We start from the raw sequence: 19,497 nt of genomic DNA on the forward strand, positions 1-19,497 counted from the left end.
GAATCTACCTACATCATTGAAGGAAACGTCTGATTTAACTCCCGTGCCGCCTAGCCTAGCGTGCTCGCCCCTGCAATCAACACAAGGGCTGAATCATGGGAAGAGGAACAGCTAACGGGTTAGGTCAAGGATTGCACGGCGACCTGACCACCACAGGAGCCGTGTGTATCAGTAGCTTGCCCTGTGCGACGCATGGAGGGCGTGCTGTGCTACGACTCGGGGACAAGACCACTGCGTGTAAGAAATGCGGGAAAGACGGCGTTATCGTTGACAGCCTACCCGCCATGAAATGGCATGGGGTTCCAACTGTACTCGACGGAGCAGAAGTTCACTGCGGCTGCCCACCAGGTACCAATCGACTGATTGCTCCTGCACCTTCGCCTCGCGCTACACGCTCCGGACACATTCAAGGTGTTGCTCATCCGACAAGGCATTCTGACCAACCATCGACGACAGAATCTCTACAAAGCGATCAGATACTAGCTGAGAGGAAAACACGACCTGTCGTTTGCAATGACCCTGACATGATGGAAGAAGTAGCGAGCTACATTGCCGGGGAAATGAACCGCAATGTTACTCATCCGTCCGTGATGAAGATGAAGAGCCTCAACAATTTTGACGCTGATGCTGAACAAAAGAGGTTCAGAAAACTACCTTGGTACGCACGCCTTTCCCCACCCAACTTCAAAGCAATTGAGTCAGGAAATAAGGTGGCAGCTATGGCTCTTTGGGCAGAGCGTGTAGGTCAAAACAGACCCGGGGATCACAAGGTCATGATAGGGCTACAGTTTGGCGGACCTTGGCAAAAGCAAGGCATGTTCGACTACTTCTACGACATATGGTCAAACGTGCACTATGGGTACGTAGGGATGGCGGGAGGACTTTCCGAAAGTCTCCTTTTGGATGGAGCTGGAGTCGAACAAATTGCCTCAGATTCCATCCGTAAAATACAAAAGTGGGATAAAAGACCGGGTCCCCGTCGGTCGGAGGACATCGAAGGGATGCGAGCGTGGGACGACATCGGAGACAGGGTATCTATCAGCATTGGCATCAACCTTTACAGACTTCAACCGAACGGCGGGATAACCGTGAAGATGCTGATGGATGAAGTCTTAGGCTTACCACGCAGAAGCTGGGGGGATGGTATTCGTGACCATATCTGTAAGTAAGCCCCATTCCAGGATTACATGGTGTGGCTTGGTCATTCTACTGCTCGCACCCATCCTCTTTTGGTACTTCGCCGCACCTCAGGTGAACTTCTACTTTTCTGAAAAAGGCCAAGGGCGCCTAGGCTACATCCTGAATGTTCAGCACGAGATCTCAAAGGGAGAACTTTACCCCGGTGAAGTGACTGGAGGCCCCGGTCATATCTTCCCTGACGCGAAATTTTTTATGGAGTTTTACTGGAGCAACGGAGGTAAATCACACTGCATACGGATCAAACCGAAATGGCCAAACACAGATATCTACATTGGGCCAGACGGAGAAATTGAGAGTCGCACCGAGAGTGGCCGCATTGAACAGTGCGGGGCGCTCCCGGGCTGATTGCAGCCAATGTTTTCAAACCTGGCCCGTTTTTTGATCACAACTCCCCTCCTGCAACACAGAGCCACTAATACCAGCCCCCCCACAATAGAAGATCTGCTGCACGTTACACCAACACCCCCAATTCCTTGGCCCGCGCCACCGCCTGCGTACGCCGCTCGACCCCGAGCTTGCTGTTGATGTGGCTGGCGTGGGTCTTGACCGTGTGCAGCGAAATAAACAGCTGATCGCTGATTTCCTGGTTCGAACAGCCCTGGGCGATCAATCGCAGGACCGCCATTTCCCGCGTGCTGAGCTGTTCCGCCGCCGCGCAGGACTCCAGTCCGGGACGGGCGGCCAATGCCGGCAGTTTTTCACTGAGGCTCAGGGAAACGGGGGTCGGCGGACAGTTTTGAAGCTGCCCTCGCAGCCAGTCCGGCTGCTCGGCCAACAAACCTTCGAAGGGTTGCAGCACCCCTCCGCCGGCGGCGTCCAGCGCCTGGGCCAGCGCCTTGCGTGCTTCCGGTTCCCGTCCGCTGCCCAACAACAACGCCACTTTCTGGGTCAGCGCCATGACACTGAGCATCTGACGACCGCTTTGCTGGCCATGTTCGAGCAGCGCATTCAAACGCCCTTCGGCCAGCATCGGCTGGCCCTGGATGATGTCGAGCAAGGCTTGTTGCAATTCTATATGCAGCGGCAATTGCGGGTGGAACTCTGGTGGTGCGGCCGCGTTTTCGCCGTTATAGGTCTGCCCCAAGCGCGCCAGCCAGGCTTCGGCCAGATCGGTGCGCCCCTGGGCCAGCCAGAGCTCACATTTGACCAGGGTGATCATGGCCAGGTAGTAGATCGGCGGCACGTCCCAGATGTGCATCAGCCGTTCGGCTTCGGCCAGTTCGGCAAAGGCTTTGGCAAACTCGCCGCTGCTGCCTTCCAGCCTGGCAATCACGCAGTGGCCGATCAGCACGCTGATGTCACGACAGGCGCGCGCCTCGCTCAAACCGGTCTGCAATCGCACCCGCGCCAATTGCGGCTGCATGCGCAGGGCCAGCAAAAAGCCTTCGTACAAGGTCAGTCGGGCGCGAACCGCATACAGCCGTTGCGCAGACAAGCTCTGCAAACGCTGCATTCCCTGACGGACCTCTTCCAGCGCCCGACAGATTTCTCCGCGCGCTTGCAGCACCCGGGCGCGATCGTAGTGCGCCAGTGCTTCGAACAAGGGGTTGCCGACCCGTTGTGCCAGCTCCAGCGATTCGCGGTTAAGCCCTCGTGCCCGCCACAAATCACCGTCGGCAATGGCCAGGTTGGACAGGGTCGAGAGGCACATCAGGCGCTGGCCGTAACGCTTGGGCGGAAGACTTTCCAATGCTTCGCCGCAGTACTGCAGCGTCAGTTCGCGGTTGCCGCGCCCACGGGCAATGATGCCGCTCAACGCCAGCCATTGGGCCAGCATGGACTTCTGGGCGGTGGCCGACGGAGCAGGCAGGAAGCGGCTCAAATGGCTGGCCAGCTCCTCGGCGGCATCCAGTTGGCAAGCCATCCCCAGCGCCCAGCTATACAACACAATCAGTCGCGGCGTGCTGATCAGCAAGCTGTCAGGCAAGTCCATTTTCCAGCGCAGCAACATGCCGACGTTCTGCTCGGCCAGCAGTTGTTCTTCGGAAAGGTTCTGCACCAGGTTCGCCGCGACATCCAGGTGACCGGCACGCAAGGCCTGTTCCACGGCCTCATCGAGCAGGCCCTGGGCATTGAACCAGCGGCAGGCGCGCAGGTGCAGGCTGGCGGCCGGCACCATCGACTGGGAGGTCGGGCGCGTGCGCAACAGATCGGAAAACAGGTGGTGGTAACGATACCAGTGGCCATGTTCGTCCAGCGGCACCAGGAACACTTGGTGGGCGAGCAGGAAGCGCAGGATCTCCCCGCTGTCATGGGCATCGCGAACGGCGTCGCACAGTTCACTGCAAAAGCGTTCCTGGGGCGCCGTGTCATAGAGGAACGACTGGACCTCGGCGGGCAGGCAATCGATGACCTCTTCGAGCAGGTAATCGCGGATCAGCCCTTCCCCGCCGTGCAACGATTGCGGCAGCGCGCCGTCGGTACCCGCCTCCGAGGCGGCCAGCAGCCAGAAGCGCAACCCCGCGACCCAACCTTCGCTGCGCTGGATCAGGTTTTCCAGCGCCTCGCCGCGCAAGGAACTGCTGTGCCGGTCGAGCAGGCTCAAGGCCTCGTCGTGAGTCAGGCGCAGATCCTGTTCATGCAACTCAAGCAGTTGTCGCGACAGCCGCAGCCGTGCCAGATGCCAGTCGGGGCGCTGGCGACTGGTGACCATCACCAGCAAGCCATCGGGAAGATGATTGAGGAAAAATTGCAGGCAACGGTCCAGCACCGGCCCTTGGGCCAGATGGTAATCATCCAGCACCAGCAGCAATGGCGTCGCGGTGGACAGGTGCTCGGCCAACTCGTCAAGCAGTCCGTCGAGCCATTCTTCGAACGCGAACGGCTGATGGCGCTGGCGCATTTTCAACAGTCCGAGGGATTGTCTGCCCAAGTGCGGAAAGTAGTCCTGGAGGCCTTCCAGCAGGCGTTCGAGAAAACGCCCCGGGTCACTGTCTCTCGGGCTCAAGCCCAGCCAGAGACTTTGCCAGTGCGCCGGCAACCCCTGACAGAATTCCACCGCCAACGAACTCTTGCCGAACCCTGCCGGTGCGCTGACCAGCAATAACCTGCCACCGAGCCCGGCACTCAGGCGCTCGCACAAACGTGGACGCAGCACATGGCCGTCGGGCAACGGCGGGCGGAAGAAGCGCCCGTCGAGTGTCGCGACGGCAATGTTTGCAGAACCTGGGGATGTAGACAAATCAGTCATAGCCGGCTCTTGTTTGAAATGCGGGTGGCGGCGTTGCAGATGTCCGCAGACTAGCCGTAAACGGATAGGGAATGAAGGCAATTGCTACAAATGGCTACAAAAAGTCTACAAACAAAAAAAAACGCCCCGAACCAGTCGGGGCGTTTTCAGAGGGTGCGGCCTCTACTCAGCTCACCTTAGCGAACACCATCCTGACGCAGGGCGGCCGGGGTGAAGTCGCTGGTGGTGGCAGTGAAGCCGAAGTCATAAGCCGACTTCTCTTCGTTCTTCATGCCCAGCGCCAGGTAACGACCCGATTGCAGGTCATACAGAGCTTCCAGGGCATACCACGGCACTTGTTTGTCGTAATAGTTCTCGGCATGTGCCTCCCCTACGCGCCACAGTTGGCCACGACCGTCGTAATGGTCGATGACCGCTGCCTGCCAGGTATCTTCGTCGATGTAGAAGTCACGCTTGGCGTAGATGTGACGCTGACCCTCCTTCAAGGTGGCAACCACATGCCACACCCGGCGCAGCTCGTAACGAGCCAGGTCCTGGTTGATGTGACCGGCCTTGATGATGTCAGTGTACTTGAGGCTCGGGTCGTCGAGCTTGTAGGCGTCGGAGGCGATGTACATCTCTTTCTTGCCTTCGAGCTTCCAGTCGTAACGATCCGGTGCACCGTTGAACATGTCCAGGTTATCGGAGGTACGCAGGCCATCGGCCGCGGTACCCGGGCCGTCATAGGACACTTGTGGCGCACGACGCACACGACGCTGGCCGGCGTTGTAGACCCACGCCGAACGCGGCTCTTTCACCTGGTCGAGGGTTTCGTGCACCAGCAGCACACCACCGGCCAGACGTGCCGGGGCAGTCACTTTCTGCTTGAAGTAGAACAGGATGTTGCCCGGGTTCGCCGGATCGTAATCCTTCATCTTGTCGCGGAACACGAACTGGTCCTGGAAGTACACCAGGCTGAACGAGCCGTTCGGCTGTGGCGTGGCCTGAGTTACCAGGCGAGTCACGCTACCACCGCGATAACGGGTGATGTGGTTCCAGATGACTTCAACGCCGCTTTTCGGAATCGGGAACGGAATGGCGGTTTCAAAGTTCTCCAGGCCGTTGCCGCCGGACACCAGCTTGGTGTTGGTTGCGTTCTTCTTGATAGCGGCGAACACGTCATCCGGCACGGTGGCACCGCGATGGGACGGATAGACCGGCATCTTGTAGGTTTCCGGATAGCGCTTGAACATCGCGTACTGGCCCGGGGCGAGCTTGTCCTTGTACTGGTCGACGTTCTGCGCCGTGATGGTGAACAGCGGTTTTTCGCTGGCGAACGGATTGGACAGGAAACCTTTGCTGTCGACCGTACCGGCGTTTTTCGCCATCGGCTTCCAGGCCGGGATCGAACCGTCGGCGTTACCCGCCATTTCGGCGCCCATCGGGGTCAGGCTCTTGCCCAGCTTGTCGGCCTCGGCCTGGGGTACCGCTGCGATGACGCTGGTCGCCAGCAGCGAAAGGCCCAGAACACCGGCGTGGAACAGACTCTTTGTTATTTTCATATGTGTGTTCGTCCTGAAAATACTGTGCTTAGAAGTTCACGCCGAGGCTGAGCGCAACGAAGTCACGGTCATCCACGGTGGTGTACTTGCCGTCGAAGAAATTGGTGTAGGCCAGGCTTGCGGTGTAGGTGTTCTGGTATTCGGCGTCGACACCCAGGCTCACCGCCTTGCGGCCTTCCTCGAAGTTGCCGCCAGGACCAGGAGAGTAACCACTCACGTCATGGGACCAGGCAACGTTCGGCTTGAGGTTCACACCGGCAAACACGTCGTTGTATTCCCAGATGGCACGACCGCGGTAGCCCCACGAAGTCGCGGTGGTGAAGCCTTCGTCGGTGCAGTTGCGGCTGAGGTTGTTGGTCGGAGTACCCGGGCCGGCCCCGCCGATAGTGCTGGCGTTGAGCGCCACGCAGGTATTCTGGCCACCAGTAGCTGGCAACTCACCTGGACCGTAGACCGGGTCACGGCCATAACGGACATCGGAGGAACTTTCCAGCCCGCCGACGTGGGTCACGCCCACTTCGCCCACCAGGGTCAGGCGGCTGGCGCCCATGACCTGATCGAAGAAATGTGTCAGGGTGGTCTGGAACTGGGTGATTTCCTTGCGGTTATACCCGTGCAAGTCCTGACCAGGTACACCGTTGAGCAGCGAAGCGTTGCTCAGAGCGCCGCCCAACGGACGTACACCAGCGAACAGGATATCGGTGGAGTTGAGCTGCACCGGAGCGTTCGGACGGTAACTGATCTCACCGCTCCACGCCGTACCGGTAGGCAGGGTGGTGGAGAAGCTCAGGCCGTAGAGGCGGATGTCTTCCGGGTATTCGATGAAGTACTGCGAATTACCCGCCACCAGCAATGGCGCCAGTCGAGCGATCTGGCCACCCAGTTGCTGGAGTCCCGCTGCCGTATTGTAGACCGACTGCGGCGCACCGGTGGCGCTGAAGATCGGCGCACGGCTGTGGTAGTTCATGAAGTAGGCGCCGAACTCGGTGTCCAGCGGATCGAACATGTACTTGAAGGACGCGCCCCACTGGCCACTGTCACGAGCATCACGATCGGGGCCACGACGCACCAGAACACCTTCTTCGTTGACGTCGACGCCGTTGGCGGCCAAAGGCACCAGGGCAGCGGCCGGAATTTGCGAGCGCTTTGCCAGCACACGCAGGTTGTCGTCGCAGCCGTCGGCGACGATGTCCGGCTGGGAGAAGAACGTACCGCAGTTGTCGACGACGGTCTGGTCCCATTCAATTTGGTAGAACGCTTCGGCCGAGAGGTTTTCGGTCAGGCTCTGGGACACATAGAACATGTTGACCGGGATCAGGCCTTCCTTGATCTCGGCACCTGGACGGCGGAACGCGGAGACGTCGATCGGGTTGATCGAGTTGATGCCACCACCGATGAAGGTACTTTCACCCCAGCTCACGACCTGCTTGCCCAGACGCACGGAGCCTGGCTGATCGGCAATGGCGTAGTTGTGGTAGACGAAGGCGTCGAGGATCTGGCCGCCGGCGGACTTGGCGCCTTCCTTGCGGCCCTCGTCGCTGATGTCCTTGAACGGACGGCTTTCGTCCTTCAGTTCGAAGTCGTACCAGTATTTGCCACGGACGAAAACACCGGTATCGCCGTATTTCAGTTCAAGGTCATGGATGCCCTTGAAGATCTTCGAGAAGGTTTCCCCGCTCTTGAAGTTCAGGTGACCGTCATCAGAAGTCTGGGACAGGCCCTTGCCGCCGTTGTTGACACCGATGAGGTTCTTGTTGGCACTTTCGGTAGACCAACTGGCACCGATCGACAGGGATGAGTCGAATTGACCTTCGATTTCACCGACGTTGAAACTGACGCCGAATGCTGGCCCGGCGAGCGTAGAGGCAAGACTGACAGCCAGGGGCAGTTTCGCCCGGCGCCAGAACTGATTAACTGATGTCATCGACGCTACTCCATGTGCATTTTATTTTTATGGCAAGAGCACTTCTAAAAACGTTGTGGATAACCGGGAGCCATGGCATCCCAAAGTCATTCCAAAGTTGCATCGCCCCTGTTCGTGCGGTTGCCCCGTTCTTAAAAATCCTTGAGCAGACTATAGCCAGCAGGTAGTAGCGCTTGATCCCTCTAAAGTGTGATTTGCAGTTGCCAGCCACTCTGGAACAGTCCTTTCGCCAGTCCGACACCCGTCGGCACGGCAAGGATGGCTGAAAAATTCGATTTGACAAGCCAAGCGCTTGCTTGGTGGGGCCGGCGTGCCCTTTCGGGCACGCCAGGAGACGCTTAAAGCGTCGAGAGGAAGGTACTGTTGGTGGCTTGCCATTCGCTGATGTCGACACGAATGCGCTTCTTGTCGAGTTTGCCAACGCTGGTCTTGGGAATTTCAGTAACAAGGGCGATCTGGCTCGGAATCGCCCACTTGCTCAGGTGTCCCAGCTCCACAAACGGCTTGAGGTGTTCCTTGAGTTCCCGCGCCCCGATTACGTGTCCCTCACGGATCACCAGCAGGGCAAACGGCCGCTCGCCCCACTGCGGATCGGGGATCCCCACCACTGCTACTTCGCGTACCGCCGCATGACGGCTGATCAGGTCCTCCAGGTCCAGGGAGGAGATCCACTCGCCACCGGTCTTGATCACGTCCTTGATCCGGTCACGAATGTCGATCACGCCCATGCTGTCCAGGGTCGCCACGTCACCGGTGTGCAGCCAGCCTCCGGCCCAGAGCTCGGCGCCCTTCTGCGGTTCATTGAGATACCCCTCGGTCAGCCATGGCGCGCGTAACACCAGCTCGCCTTGGGTCTCACCGTCGGCGGGCAGGAAGTTGCCCTCGGTGTCGACGATCGCCGCCTCCACCAGTGGCCCCGGCACACCGGCCTTGATCCGGTAAGTGGTGCGTTCGTCTTCGGTACCCGCCATCAATTCGTCGTTCAAATGCGCGCACGACACCAGTGGCCCGGTTTCCGACATGCCGTAGGCGGCGGTCAACTGAATGCCTTTGGCCTTGGCCGCCTCGTACAGCGTGCGGTTCAGGGCGCTGCCGCCGATGACGATTTTCCAGCCGCCGAAGTCGACGTTCTGCGCGGCCTTGGCATTGAGGACCATCTGCAAAATGGTCGGTACGCAATGGGAGAACGTGACCTTCTCCTTGCGCCACAACTCCACCAGGTACTCCGGGTCATAGCGGCCGGGATACACCTGCTTGAGCCCGAGCATGGTCGCCACATACGGCAAGCCCCAGGCGTGGACGTGGAACATCGGGGTGATCGGCATGTACACGTCGTTGGTGCCCAGCAGGCGCACGCTGTCGATCGCGCCCATGATGGTCGACACGCCCATGGTGTGCAGCACCAGTTGCCGATGGGTGAAGTACACGCCCTTGGGATTGCCGGTGGTGCCGGTGGTATAGAACGTGGTCGCGACCGAGTTTTCGTCGAAATCCTCAAAGTCGTACTGCGGGCTCGCCGCGGCCAGCAGCTGTTCGTATTCGCCGACGAGGTTCGGCAGGTCCGCGGTTTTTTCCGGCAGGTCAGTCAGCAACAGGGTTTTGTCGACCGTGGTCAGATGCCCTTCGATGCCCTTGTAAAGGCCGACGAACTCGCTGTTGACCAGCACAAAGCGGTCCTCGGCGTGGTTCATGGTGTAGAGGATCTGTTCCGGCGACAGGCGCACGTTGATGGTGTGGATCACCGCGCCGATCATTGGGATGGCGAACATGCATTCCAGGTAACGATGGCTGTCCCAGTCCATCACACCCACGGCATCCCCGGGCTTGACCCCGGCCGCAGTCAGCACGTTGGCCAGGCGGGCTACCCGTTCGATCAGGGTCGGGTAGCTATAGCGCAACTTGTCGCGGTAAATGATCTCGCGGGTTTTCTCATAACGGGCACCGGACATCAGCAGCCGTTTGATCAACAGCGGGTACTGGTAAGCGCCTTCGGCCGGGGGGATAACGCGAGTCTGCAACATAATAATCCCTTTAATCTGACTGCACGGTCGTGACTGAAAGTACGCACTGTAGTGCCCTTGAAGGTCAGCCAAATCAGCCAAAGGAATGATTTGCAGAACCCTACGAATGCTAGCGTTGCGCCATCACCCACAGGGATTCTCGGCCTGCAGTCACTACGCAATCAATGCATCTCGGTAAAAGCCAGCTTCACGCCAATTGCAATCAGCACCGCGCCCATGGTCCGGTCGAACCAGTGACCCATGCGGGCGAAACCGGCGCGTACGCGCTGCTGGCTGAACAGCATCGCCACCAGGCAGAACCAGATCGCTGTCGCCACCGCCAGGTAAACCCCGTAACCGGCCTGCACGGCCAGTGGCGTTTGCGGATTGATGACCACAGTGAACAACGACAGGAAGAACAGGGTGGCTTTCGGGTTGAGACCATTGGTGACGAACCCCGAAGTGAAGGCACCACGGGCGGTGCGCTCCCCGGCTTCCTTGTGCAGATCGTCTGCCACAGGCTTGGCCGGTTGCGCGCGCAACGCCTTGTAACCGATGTACAGCAGGTAAGCGGCGGCCGCCCACTTCAAGGCATTGAACAGCACGATCGACTGGGACACGATCAGGCCGATACCCAACAGCGAGTAACCCACGTGCAGGAAAATCGCCGTACCCACACCCAACGCGGTCCAGGTGCCAGCGCGACGACCGTGGGTAACACTTTCGCGCACCACCACGGCAAAGTCCGGGCCGGGGCTGGCCACGGCCAGCAGGTGAATCAGGGCAACGGTCAAGAACTCGGTCCAGTACATGGGGGCTCCTTCAGGCCAAGCGTAACTATTTATTTCATCTGGTAGGCTGGCAGATTACGCCTTCAGTTCATTGCACAAAAGGTACAGTTGATGACGAACACTCGCCGCGCCGTATTCCTCGACCACCCGTCCCTGGACCTCGGCGACCTTGACCTTGCCCCGCTGCGCAACTGTTTCAGCGATTTGCAGCTGTTCGCCCAGACCTCGCCCGATCAAGTCATCGACCATCTCAAGGGCGCCACCGTCGCCATCAGTAACAAGATCCTGATCGATGCCGCCACCATGGCCGCCAGCCCTGATCTCAAACTGATCCTGATCACCGCCACCGGCACCAACAATGTCGACCTCGCCGCCGCCCGCGCCCACGGAATTACCGTGTGTAACTGCCAGGGTTACGGCACGCCATCGGTGGCGCAGCACACGATCATGCTGCTGCTCAATCTGGCCACGCGCCTGGCCGATTATCAAAAAGCCGTCGGCGAAGGCCGCTGGCAGCAGGCCAGACAGTTCTGCTTGCTGGATTACCCGATCGTCGAACTCGAAGGCAAAACCCTTGGCCTGCTCGGTCATGGCGAATTGGGCGGCGCGGTCGCACGGCTGGCTGAAGCCTTCGGCATGCGTGTTCTGCTGGGGCAAATTCCCGGACGCCCTGCCCGGCCGGACCGCTTGCCGCTGGATGAACTGTTACCGCAAATCGACGCACTGACTCTGCACTGCCCGCTCAACGAACATACCCGCCACTTCATCGGTGCCCGCGAACTGGCCTCAATGAAATCCGGCGCGTTCGTGGTCAACACCGCACGCGGTGGATTGATTGATGAACAGGCACTGGCCGACGCCTTGCGCAATGGACATCTGGGGGGCGCCGCCACTGACGTGCTGAGCGTCGAGCCTCCCGTCAATGGCAATCCGCTGCTGGCCCACGACATCCCGCGCCTGATCGTCACCCCGCACAACGCCTGGGGCAGCCGCGAAGCGCGCCAGCGAATCGTTGGCCAAGTGACCGAAAACGCACTGGGATACTTCAGCGGTAAGGCGCTGCGGGTCGTCAGTTGATAAACTGCGGCACTTTTTTCCACGGGAGCAGTTATGGATCCGCGCAGTGAAGTACTGCTTCGTCAGGCCGAGTTATTCCAGGGTTCGGTGTTGTTGGCCGGTTTGCCCGCCGACGACTTGCTGGGCCGCCTGCCCGACGCTCATGGCTGGTGCTGGCACGCCGGCGATCAGGCCGCGCTGGACGCCCGCTTCGCCGAGCGCAGCCATTTTGGTGTGAACGCGCCCGAGCGCGAGTTCGATACAGCGGTGGTCTTCCTGCCCAAGGCCAAGGACCTGACCGACTACATCCTCAACGCCCTCGCCTCGCGGCTGGCTGGTCGCGAGCTGTACCTGGTCGGAGAGAAAAAAAGCGGCATCGAAGGTGCCGCCAAACAACTCAATCCGTTCGGCAAGCCACGCAAACTCGACAGCGCGCGTCACTGCCAGCTCTGGCTGGTCACCGTGGCCAACGCGCCGCAAGCCAAACCGCTGGAAAGCCTGGCGCAGACCTACGAACTGCCGCTGGCCGAAGGCCCGTTGAAGGTCATCAGCCTGCCGGGGGTGTTCAGCCATGGCCGCCTCGATCGCGGCAGTGCGCTGTTGCTGGAGCATCTGGACAAACTGCCCAGCGGTCACCTGCTCGATTTCGGCTGCGGCGCAGGGGTTTTGGGTGCGGCGGTGAAGCGTCGTTACCCGCACAATCAGGTCACTTTGCTGGACGTGGATGCCTTTGCCGCTGCCAGCAGTCGTCTGACCCTGGCCGCCAATGGTCTGGAAGCCGAGGTGATTACCGGTGACGGCATCGATGCCGCGCCGATGGGTTTGAGTGCGATCCTGAGCAACCCGCCGTTCCATGTCGGCGTGCACACCGACTATTTCGCAACGGAAAACTTGCTGCGAAAAGCGGCAAAACATCTGAAAAACGGTGGCGAACTGCGCTTGGTCGCCAACAGCTTCCTGAAGTATCAACCGCTGATCGAAGAGCACCTTGGCGTGTGTGCGATCAAGGCCGAAGGACAGGGCTTTCGGATCTACCGGGCCAAGCGCGGATAGAACTTCTTTTGAAAAAGAAGGCTTGCCGAATGGATTCTGCCTAGGCAGAATCCGCTCCGTCCTAGGGGAGTAGTCTCCCACGAGCGCCACGCTCGTCCGGCATGCGTCAACATACTTGGTCAAAAGACCATGGCGCATGCGACCCAAGCATCCACATCAGATGGATCGCAGGGTTTGACAAGACCTATGACACGAACACCTTACCCGGGGCGGGAAGGCTGTACGTGTCATAGCCGTGTCGACCCGCCCCTTAGGAAAACCCTGATGCTGGATTCACTACTCGTACCTACCGCAATCGTTGCCTTGGCCGAAATCGGCGACAAGACGCAACTGCTCGCGCTCATTCTCGCTGCCCGTTTCCGCAAGCCCTGGCCGATCATCGCCGGTATCGTCGCCGCGACCCTGGCCAACCACGCGGCCGCCGGTGCGGTCGGTGCCTGGGTCGGGAGTTTCTTCTCGGACACGATGCTGCACTGGATCCTCGCCGCGAGCTTCGCCGCCACGGCGCTGTGGACCCTGGTCCCTGACAAGATGGATGACGACGAGGCCAGCACCGCCCGCAAGTTCGGGCCGTTCCTGACCACGCTGATCGCGTTCTTCCTGGCGGAAATCGGCGACAAGACGCAGATCGCGACCGTGATGCTGGCTGCGCAGTATCCGGAATTGTGGCTGGTGATCATCGGCACCACCCTCGGCATGCTGATTGCCAACGTGCCCGTGGTATTGGCCGGTAACTTTGCCGCGGACAAATTGCCACTGACCCTGATCCGTCGACTGGCGGCGTCGGCGTTCTTCGTCCTGGCGATTGTCGCGGTGTACAAGGCGATGCAGAGCAGCGGGTGGGTTTGACCCGATAGGTCGTTAGACCGCGTTATCGTTCATCTCGAGCAGGCTTGCTCCCACAGTTGGAATGCATTTCCCTGTGGGAGCGAGCCTGCTCGCGAAGAGGCCAGCAGCCTCAGCACATGACTATCAGGACTTCTTGGCCTGCTCATACAAAGGCATGACCTTCGGAATCGCCGCCTGCAACGCCGCAATACGGCTCGACGACGCCGGGTGAGTGCTCATGAACTCCGGTGGCGAACCTTCCGAAGCCTTGGTCATCTTGTTCCACAAGGTAATCGCGGCATTCGGGTTGTAACCGGCGCGGGCGGCCAGTTCCAGACCGATCAGGTCCGCTTCGTTTTCATTGGCGCGGCTGTTGGGCAAGGTCATGCCATAGTTGGCCACTGTATCGGCCAGAGCCAGTGTGTCCTGCCCCAACCCGAACAACGCACCCGCGCCCTGCTTCGCCATTTCCATGCCGTACGCCTTGGACATCGCTTCACGACCGTGCTCGCGCAGGGCGTGGGCGATTTCATGGCCCATAATCGCGGCGATTTCATCGTCGGTCAGATGCAGGCTGTCGATCAGCCCGGTGTAAAAGATGATCTTGCCGCCAGGACCGCAGTTCGCGTTGAGTTCATCGCTCTTGATCAGGTTGACTTCCCACTTCCACTGGGCCGCGTCCGGACGGAAGTTCGGCGCCTGGGCAATCAGCCGGTCGGCAATCAGCTGAACCCGCCGGGCTTCATTGCTGGTCTTGTCCAGCACACCTTTGCTCGACGCCTCGCCCACTGTCTTCTGATAGGACTGGGCGTACATCTGGTCGACCTCTTGCGCGGACAACATGCTGAACATGTACTGCTTGCGCTCCACACCCACGGCGCCGCCACTGGTGGTATTGACCGACTGGCAACCGGTGAGCAATAGCGCCGCGCTCAGTACACTGACAACCAAAATCTTGTTCATCAAAAAACTCCCTGAAAACATGCCGCGTATCCTAGGCGTGGAAATGTATCGACGCCAGATACGATGGACGTAAGACGCACAATTCAGACAAAGCTCACATCGTCGTTCAGCCACCCAATAACTCAACCCGGAGTGAGACACTCCGGCCCATTGAGCTTCGGATCATTCACCATGTTGGCCAAAACCCGTTCGCGCAATGCGGCAGGCTCACTGGCCAGCAAGGCTTGCAAAGCATGCAACGGCGTCTCGGGGTCCAGCCACACGGCCTGCCCCGCCTCATCAAGAATCAACGGCCGCCGCTGGCTCGCCGCCGGTTGGGTGATCACCGCGGTACTCAGCCACACCTGCTCCTGTACCGGGTAGGCCTCCCAGATCGCCGCAAAAAATAATGACGAGCCCTCCCCCGGCGTCAGCCAGTACGGGCGCTTGCGCGTCGTGCCGCGCCATTCGTAGAAACCATTGGCCGGCAACAGGCAACGGCGCTCGCGCAAGGCCTGGCGAAACATTGGCTGTTCGGCAACGGTTTCGGCGCGGGCGTGGGCCGGCGTGCGGGACAAATCGGTCAGCCAGGGTGGCGTCAGGCCCCAGCGCGCGCGTGCCAGCGTGCGCTGGCCGTCAGGCCCGGCCCGCAGCATCAACACCGAATCATTGGGGGAAATGTTCCACTGCGCCTGCTGGTCGGCGGGAAAACCGGGCAGCGCCGCGAAGGCGGGGTTCCAGCGAAACAGGGCATAACGTCCACACATGGGGCAACACGGCTCTTGATCAAACGAACGCCAGCCTAACAGACCAGCGTGCCGGGAAAGCTGTCCGGTTCATCGCCGGACAGCGGCAGCGCGGCATTGTACGCAGTGATCAGCTCGCGGGCGTATTCGGCCTGGTCGTTATCGACCGACAGCCCGAGCAGGCCATAGATCGGCAACTCGCCGCTGCCCCCGAGCAAATCACGGCCCACCAGATGCGCCTCGATGCCTTCGCTGGCGAGCATGCCCTGCAGCAACTCGCCTTCCATCAGGTTTTCCGGATCGTAGATGCGCTGCATACACGCTCCTCACTCGTTTTCGCTGAACACGTCGAGATGCCATTCCTCTTCATGAACCTGCAACACGAAGGTTATCGGCCGGCAGCACACCTGACAGTCTTCAATATAGGTCTGATCGCCACCGGACAAATCCAGCGTCGTCTCGACTTCCTCACCACAATACGGACATTCATATTGCGCAGTTTCCAGCATCGCGGTCTCCCAGGTGACTTGTGCGTATAATCGCCGGTCTATTTGCAGGGCTATTTTTGTCTGGCTACTTTTTCAGACCGTGCCCCGCCGGTTTTTCGATCAAAACCTTTACTTACCCTAGCCGTTTCTAACAAGAGAGCATGATGGGCGAATTCGATGCCATCCGACCTTACGACGACAGCGAAGTCCCGGCAGTGCTGGCACGGCTGCTTGGCGACAAGGCGTTTCTAGATATCCTCACCCACTTCCGCTTCCCGCGTTTCGCCGGCGCTTTAGGCTGGGCACTCAAACCTCTTATAGCCCATCGGCTGCGCCGTGAGTTTGCCGGCATTAACTCCGTGGCCACGTTACAGGACAAAGTCGAGGTTTACGTCGACCATACCATCGAGCGCGCCACCGACGGTGTCACCTATACCGGTGTGGAGCAATTCAAGTCCGGCAGCGCCTACCTGTTCATCGCCAATCACCGCGACATCGTGATGGACCCGGCCTTCGTCAACTATGCCGTGTACCACGCCGGCCTGCCGACGCCACGCATCGCCATTGGCGACAACCTGCTGCAAAAGCCTTTCGTCAGCGACCTGATGCGCCTGAACAAGAGCTTTATCGTGCACCGCTCGATCAGCGGACGCCGGGAGAAAATGGCGGCTTATCAATTACTGTCGGCGTACATCAACCATTCGATCCGCAACGATTGCGCCTCGATCTGGATCGCCCAGGCCGAAGGCCGCGCCAAGGACGGTGACGACCGTACCGAATCGGCAATCCTCAAGATGTTCCACATGAGCCGCAAGGACGAGCCGTTCGGCGAAGTCATCCGGTCGCTGAACCTGACCCCGGTGTCGATCAGCTACGAATACGACCCATGCGATCAGGCCAAGGCCCGCGAGCTTTACATTCGCGCCACCACCGGCAGTTACACCAAGGTGCCGGGCGAGGATGACGTGAGCATCGCCAAGGGCATCACCGGCTACAAGGGCCGAGTGCACGTGAACTTTGCCGCGCCGATCAGCGAACTGTTCGAAGACACCAAGCAATTGGCGATCGAGATGGACAGGCAAATCCTCAGTGGATACCGCTTGTTCCCCGTGCATTACCTGGCTTATGCACAGTGGAAAGACGCCGATCCGCAGTTGCAGGTGCCGAAAGCCGCCGAAATGTTCCCGGCGGAGGAACTGGCCAAGGCCCAGGAAGAATGGCAACGCCGCCTGGACGCCTGCCCTGAAGAGCATCGTCCATACCTGGTGCTTCAATATGCGACGCCGGTACGCAATCAGTACCGGGTGAAGGCAGGATTGCCGCTGTAAGCGGTTTCGGCCGAATGTGAAAACGGCGCCCTCGAGGCGCCGCTTTTGTATCTGTTCACCACAGGTTTTGCGATTACTCAGACCTGAGTGCTGATCCACGACACCAGCAGCGCCATCCCCATGCACGCAAAGCCGCAGATGTAAAAAAACCGGTTCATGCGCAAGGTCGCCCAGTCCAGCGTGGGCTCTACCTTGGGGCTGCTCTGGCGCTGCGCCTGCAAACTGGCCATCGCACGCAGTTCGCGGCGACGGGTGGCGTGCAGCAACCAGCCGCCCGGGAAGGCAAAGAGCAAGGCCAGCAGATTGATCAATTTGGCGGGATGGGCGGTAAACAGCGTCATCAAGTGCAGCGACATCACAAACCTCAAGTAAAACAGATGGCAGGTGCCGGGCCGGCGACCGCGGCGCGGATTCTACCGAAAGCGTCGGCACCTGCCCTCTGTTTCCGACAAATAACGAAGCATTTGATCAACGGCTGTCCTGAGTCACGGCTTCGTCATCTGTATCGGCGAACATGCGCGCCTCGAAACCGACACGGATCACGTCATGCTCCACGCCGAAAACCAGGATCGTCTTTACCTCATCACCCCCAGCGAAGAACAACAAGCCCTCGTCGGCAGCCTCGCCTTCAACGTTCAGGATCGTCATTGGCTGGTGTATTGCGCACTCGGTGGCCACCAGCATGCGGATTTGCCAGAGGCGGATTTGCTGACGGGCGTGAGCGTGCTGGACTTTTACTCGCAAGCCGCCTGACACCCCAGATCTCCTGTGGGAGCGAGCCTGCTCGCGATAGACTTGAAGACGCCGCGGGGTATCAGATTCCCGCGTAATCGTTAACGACCATCGCGAGCAGGCTCGCTCCTACAGGGGCTCGCATTACTCGCCGAGCACCTGACCCACGGTCGGGTCCTTGAACAGGCGGGTCAATGCATCACTGAGCACATCGCTGACCAGCTTGGTGTTGGTTTCCTGGTTCGGCGCCATACCGAAGCGCTGGTCCAGGGACGCACCATAACGGCCGCTGTAGCGACGGTTGGCGTTCTGCACATCGGAGCGGAAGGTCGCGCCGATGGTCGCTTCGGTCACGTACATGCCTTCTTTAGGCGACTGATACTTCAGCTCGGCCAGGGTCACGGTGATTTGCGGTGCGTTCGCCGCATTGGCGGTCGGGGTGAAGCCCAACAGGCGCACGGCAGCTTCGGCCTGAGCCTGCAGTTTCGGCAGGATCTGCGCGCCTTGTACGGTAATCGCGCTGGTCTCCGGGTACAGGCCACCACGGGTGCCGAGCGTTGGCGATGGACGTCCGTCCACCACACGCACCACTACAGGCTGACCGTGGCCGACGGGCGCCAGTTGAGCCGTCAGCTTGGGTTCCGGGCTCAGTTGTTGCGGGCTGTGGGCGCAGCCAACCAGGGTCAAACTGGTCACAGTGATCAAACCGAACAACAGGCGTTGCAACATGCTCTTCTCTCCAGAATCAGGCACAAACAGGCCGGCAGTATAGCGGTGCGCCACTGCGGGGAACCAGCACCGCACAGTGTTTGATGAAATCTCTGACAAACCCTTTGACCATGCGGTTCCTGTCACACAGATGTCACCCCCCATACACTTGCACGTAATGGCCTACAGGCAACCTTCTGGGCAGTCACCCAAACGGTACTTCGCCATGCGCCATCTGATCTCTCTGTTCGCGCCACGCCCACTGCATCGCTGCTTCGCCCTGCTCGACCGCAACGGCCACTGCCAGGCCTTCAAGCAATGCAGTCTCCAGCCCATGGGCGACGGCTGGGTTGAAATCGAAGAGATCCGCCTGAACTGGCTGAATCAGCCGCTGCCCGCCGGTGTCCGTGTCGTTTCGCAGCAGCACCGACCACGGTCTCGCGCACAGCAACTGCTGACGACCTGACCAAACACCTAATAAAAGTCATTAAACACGACCATTTCCCTGCGTTTCTTAGATACAATCTCCCCCCGATTATAAGGACGTCTCCTGATCGGGCCTCGCAGCATCGTCAATGCGCTTGTATTGACACCCCGCACCGCCCACAGAGAGCCGCCCACACAGATCGAGTGAAGCTGGCGCGCTTGCTGTTTTGTTGAGCAAAACCTCCACTTTTCGCGAATCTGCAGAGCTGTCATTACGCTCGGTCACTGAGCTGTTTGCCCGTTTTGCCTGCCCTGTATCCCACGGCGGCAATCCACCCGGGCACGGTGCCAGGCTGGGACAGCCCTTTTTGAGGTTCACGTCTTCAAAAGAGCGTGAAAAAAACGGGTTTTCACAACTTCACAAGAGTGTGGCGAGCAAATGAATAGTTTTGCGTCTGAACATGCACCATTAGCGTCTACAACAGCCCAACGACACAGGACCGAGTATTCCTCGAACACCGGAGCCTGAAGCCTGTCCGCTACG

The 19,497-nt window shown here is 59.6% G+C and carries 18 protein-coding genes and 1 riboswitch; of the genes, 7 read left to right on the top strand and 11 right to left on the bottom strand.

Annotation, left to right across the window (positions count from 1 at the left end):
- Positions 1-524: 524 nt before the first annotated feature.
- A complete protein-coding gene (locus AC3ITA_RS24115) occupies positions 525-1,169 on the top strand; it encodes a polymorphic toxin type 44 domain-containing protein (RefSeq protein WP_489278541.1) in 645 nt (214 codons plus the stop codon).
- Between the two features lie 482 nt (positions 1,170-1,651).
- Here AC3ITA_RS24115 and AC3ITA_RS24120 read toward each other — a convergent pair whose 3' ends face one another.
- From AC3ITA_RS24120 to AC3ITA_RS24140, 5 genes are all read right to left on the bottom strand, one after another.
- Complete coding sequence (locus AC3ITA_RS24120) at positions 1,652-4,390, bottom strand: winged helix-turn-helix domain-containing protein (protein ID WP_489278543.1); 2,739 nt, start codon at positions 4,388-4,390, stop codon at positions 1,652-1,654.
- A 176-nt stretch (positions 4,391-4,566) separates the two neighbouring features.
- Positions 4,567-5,931 (bottom strand): DUF1329 domain-containing protein, encoded by a 1,365-nt coding sequence (locus tag AC3ITA_RS24125; RefSeq protein ID WP_095943457.1) that lies wholly within the window; start codon positions 5,929-5,931, stop codon positions 4,567-4,569.
- Positions 5,932-5,959: 28 nt separating this feature from the next.
- On the bottom strand, positions 5,960-7,855 hold the full coding sequence (locus tag AC3ITA_RS24130; protein ID WP_095943456.1) for a DUF1302 domain-containing protein: 1,896 nt from the start codon (positions 7,853-7,855) through the stop codon (positions 5,960-5,962).
- Between the two features lie 338 nt (positions 7,856-8,193).
- Positions 8,194-9,876, bottom strand: a complete 1,683-nt coding sequence (locus AC3ITA_RS24135; RefSeq protein WP_489278545.1) for a fatty acid--CoA ligase — start codon at positions 9,874-9,876, stop codon at positions 8,194-8,196.
- Positions 9,877-10,037: 161 nt separating this feature from the next.
- The gene (locus AC3ITA_RS24140; RefSeq protein ID WP_056726246.1) at positions 10,038-10,667 is read right to left on the bottom strand and encodes a LysE family translocator; all 630 of its coding nucleotides are present in this window, start codon (positions 10,665-10,667) and stop codon (positions 10,038-10,040) included.
- Between the two features lie 90 nt (positions 10,668-10,757).
- On the opposite strand from AC3ITA_RS24140, the gene AC3ITA_RS24145 reads away from it, so the two are divergent.
- From AC3ITA_RS24145 to AC3ITA_RS24155, 3 genes are all read left to right on the top strand, one after another.
- Positions 10,758-11,723: a 2-hydroxyacid dehydrogenase gene (locus AC3ITA_RS24145; RefSeq protein ID WP_150672432.1), complete on the top strand. Its 966-nt coding sequence runs from the start codon at positions 10,758-10,760 to the stop codon at positions 11,721-11,723.
- Positions 11,724-11,756: 33 nt separating this feature from the next.
- A complete protein-coding gene (locus AC3ITA_RS24150) occupies positions 11,757-12,755 on the top strand; it encodes a methyltransferase (RefSeq protein WP_095943453.1) in 999 nt (332 codons plus the stop codon).
- Between the two features lie 51 nt (positions 12,756-12,806).
- A riboswitch (yybP-ykoY riboswitch) is annotated at positions 12,807-12,931 on the top strand.
- 88 nt (positions 12,932-13,019) lie between these two features.
- Positions 13,020-13,604: a TMEM165/GDT1 family protein gene (locus AC3ITA_RS24155; RefSeq protein ID WP_020799770.1), complete on the top strand. Its 585-nt coding sequence runs from the start codon at positions 13,020-13,022 to the stop codon at positions 13,602-13,604.
- A 123-nt stretch (positions 13,605-13,727) separates the two neighbouring features.
- Here AC3ITA_RS24155 and AC3ITA_RS24160 read toward each other — a convergent pair whose 3' ends face one another.
- The 4 genes from AC3ITA_RS24160 to AC3ITA_RS24175 all read right to left on the bottom strand — a co-directional run bounded on the left by AC3ITA_RS24160 (position 13,728) and on the right by AC3ITA_RS24175 (position 15,780).
- Entirely contained in the window at positions 13,728-14,546 is an 819-nt protein-coding gene (locus AC3ITA_RS24160; RefSeq protein WP_095943451.1) for a M48 family metallopeptidase, read from the bottom strand.
- 122 nt (positions 14,547-14,668) lie between these two features.
- Positions 14,669-15,292: an SOS response-associated peptidase gene (locus AC3ITA_RS24165; protein ID WP_489278549.1), complete on the bottom strand. Its 624-nt coding sequence runs from the start codon at positions 15,290-15,292 to the stop codon at positions 14,669-14,671.
- 35 nt (positions 15,293-15,327) lie between these two features.
- Positions 15,328-15,588 carry a putative signal transducing protein gene (locus AC3ITA_RS24170; protein ID WP_007997086.1) on the bottom strand — a complete coding sequence of 87 codons (261 nt, stop codon included), beginning with the start codon at positions 15,586-15,588 and terminating at the stop codon, positions 15,328-15,330.
- A 9-nt stretch (positions 15,589-15,597) separates the two neighbouring features.
- Positions 15,598-15,780 (bottom strand): CPXCG motif-containing cysteine-rich protein, encoded by a 183-nt coding sequence (locus AC3ITA_RS24175; protein ID WP_095943450.1) that lies wholly within the window; start codon positions 15,778-15,780, stop codon positions 15,598-15,600.
- A 140-nt stretch (positions 15,781-15,920) separates the two neighbouring features.
- Here AC3ITA_RS24175 and AC3ITA_RS24180 point away from each other — a divergent pair, with 140 nt between their 5' ends.
- Entirely contained in the window at positions 15,921-17,087 is a 1,167-nt protein-coding gene (locus AC3ITA_RS24180; RefSeq protein ID WP_414928613.1) for a 1-acyl-sn-glycerol-3-phosphate acyltransferase, read from the top strand.
- A gap of 77 nt (positions 17,088-17,164) precedes the next feature.
- Here AC3ITA_RS24180 and AC3ITA_RS24185 read toward each other — a convergent pair whose 3' ends face one another.
- Positions 17,165-17,443: a hypothetical protein gene (locus tag AC3ITA_RS24185; RefSeq protein ID WP_095945292.1), complete on the bottom strand. Its 279-nt coding sequence runs from the start codon at positions 17,441-17,443 to the stop codon at positions 17,165-17,167.
- A gap of 190 nt (positions 17,444-17,633) precedes the next feature.
- Here AC3ITA_RS24185 and AC3ITA_RS24190 point away from each other — a divergent pair, with 190 nt between their 5' ends.
- Complete coding sequence (locus AC3ITA_RS24190) at positions 17,634-17,840, top strand: hypothetical protein (RefSeq protein WP_033052291.1); 207 nt, start codon at positions 17,634-17,636, stop codon at positions 17,838-17,840.
- A gap of 123 nt (positions 17,841-17,963) precedes the next feature.
- Here the strand turns inward: AC3ITA_RS24190 and AC3ITA_RS24195 are convergent, their stop codons facing one another.
- Entirely contained in the window at positions 17,964-18,548 is a 585-nt protein-coding gene (locus AC3ITA_RS24195) for a YajG family lipoprotein (protein ID WP_057713333.1), read from the bottom strand.
- A 205-nt stretch (positions 18,549-18,753) separates the two neighbouring features.
- Between AC3ITA_RS24195 and AC3ITA_RS24200 the strand changes: the two genes are divergently transcribed.
- Positions 18,754-18,993: a hypothetical protein gene (locus AC3ITA_RS24200; RefSeq protein WP_095945291.1), complete on the top strand. Its 240-nt coding sequence runs from the start codon at positions 18,754-18,756 to the stop codon at positions 18,991-18,993.
- Positions 18,994-19,497 lie beyond the last annotated feature (504 nt).

The organism is Pseudomonas sp. GL_090, assembly GCF_057837765.1.

What these genes read in the sequence shown, in the direction of transcription:
- AC3ITA_RS24145 (WP_150672432.1), top strand. Translation starts at nt 10,758, where the DNA reads ATGACGAACACTCGCCGCGCCGTATTCCTCGACCACCCGTCCCTGGAC.
- AC3ITA_RS24150 (WP_095943453.1), top strand. Translation starts at nt 11,757, where the DNA reads ATGGATCCGCGCAGTGAAGTACTGCTTCGTCAGGCCGAGTTATTCCAG.
- AC3ITA_RS24185 (WP_095945292.1), bottom strand. Translation starts at nt 17,443, where the DNA reads ATGTCGCTGCACTTGATGACGCTGTTTACCGCCCATCCCGCCAAATTG.
- AC3ITA_RS24195 (WP_057713333.1), bottom strand. Translation starts at nt 18,548, where the DNA reads ATGTTGCAACGCCTGTTGTTCGGTTTGATCACTGTGACCAGTTTGACC.
- AC3ITA_RS24170 (WP_007997086.1), bottom strand. Translation starts at nt 15,588, where the DNA reads ATGCAGCGCATCTACGATCCGGAAAACCTGATGGAAGGCGAGTTGCTG.
- AC3ITA_RS24115 (WP_489278541.1), top strand. Translation starts at nt 525, where the DNA reads ATGATGGAAGAAGTAGCGAGCTACATTGCCGGGGAAATGAACCGCAAT.
- AC3ITA_RS24175 (WP_095943450.1), bottom strand. Translation starts at nt 15,780, where the DNA reads ATGCTGGAAACTGCGCAATATGAATGTCCGTATTGTGGTGAGGAAGTC.
- AC3ITA_RS24165 (WP_489278549.1), bottom strand. Translation starts at nt 15,292, where the DNA reads ATGTGTGGACGTTATGCCCTGTTTCGCTGGAACCCCGCCTTCGCGGCG.
- AC3ITA_RS24190 (WP_033052291.1), top strand. Translation starts at nt 17,634, where the DNA reads ATGCTCCACGCCGAAAACCAGGATCGTCTTTACCTCATCACCCCCAGC.
- AC3ITA_RS24200 (WP_095945291.1), top strand. Translation starts at nt 18,754, where the DNA reads ATGCGCCATCTGATCTCTCTGTTCGCGCCACGCCCACTGCATCGCTGC.
- AC3ITA_RS24160 (WP_095943451.1), bottom strand. Translation starts at nt 14,546, where the DNA reads ATGAACAAGATTTTGGTTGTCAGTGTACTGAGCGCGGCGCTATTGCTC.
- AC3ITA_RS24120 (WP_489278543.1), bottom strand. Translation starts at nt 4,390, where the DNA reads ATGACTGATTTGTCTACATCCCCAGGTTCTGCAAACATTGCCGTCGCG.
- AC3ITA_RS24125 (WP_095943457.1), bottom strand. Translation starts at nt 5,931, where the DNA reads ATGAAAATAACAAAGAGTCTGTTCCACGCCGGTGTTCTGGGCCTTTCG.
- AC3ITA_RS24155 (WP_020799770.1), top strand. Translation starts at nt 13,020, where the DNA reads ATGCTGGATTCACTACTCGTACCTACCGCAATCGTTGCCTTGGCCGAA.
- AC3ITA_RS24130 (WP_095943456.1), bottom strand. Translation starts at nt 7,855, where the DNA reads ATGACATCAGTTAATCAGTTCTGGCGCCGGGCGAAACTGCCCCTGGCT.
- AC3ITA_RS24180 (WP_414928613.1), top strand. Translation starts at nt 15,921, where the DNA reads ATGATGGGCGAATTCGATGCCATCCGACCTTACGACGACAGCGAAGTC.
- AC3ITA_RS24140 (WP_056726246.1), bottom strand. Translation starts at nt 10,667, where the DNA reads ATGTACTGGACCGAGTTCTTGACCGTTGCCCTGATTCACCTGCTGGCC.
- AC3ITA_RS24135 (WP_489278545.1), bottom strand. Translation starts at nt 9,876, where the DNA reads ATGTTGCAGACTCGCGTTATCCCCCCGGCCGAAGGCGCTTACCAGTAC.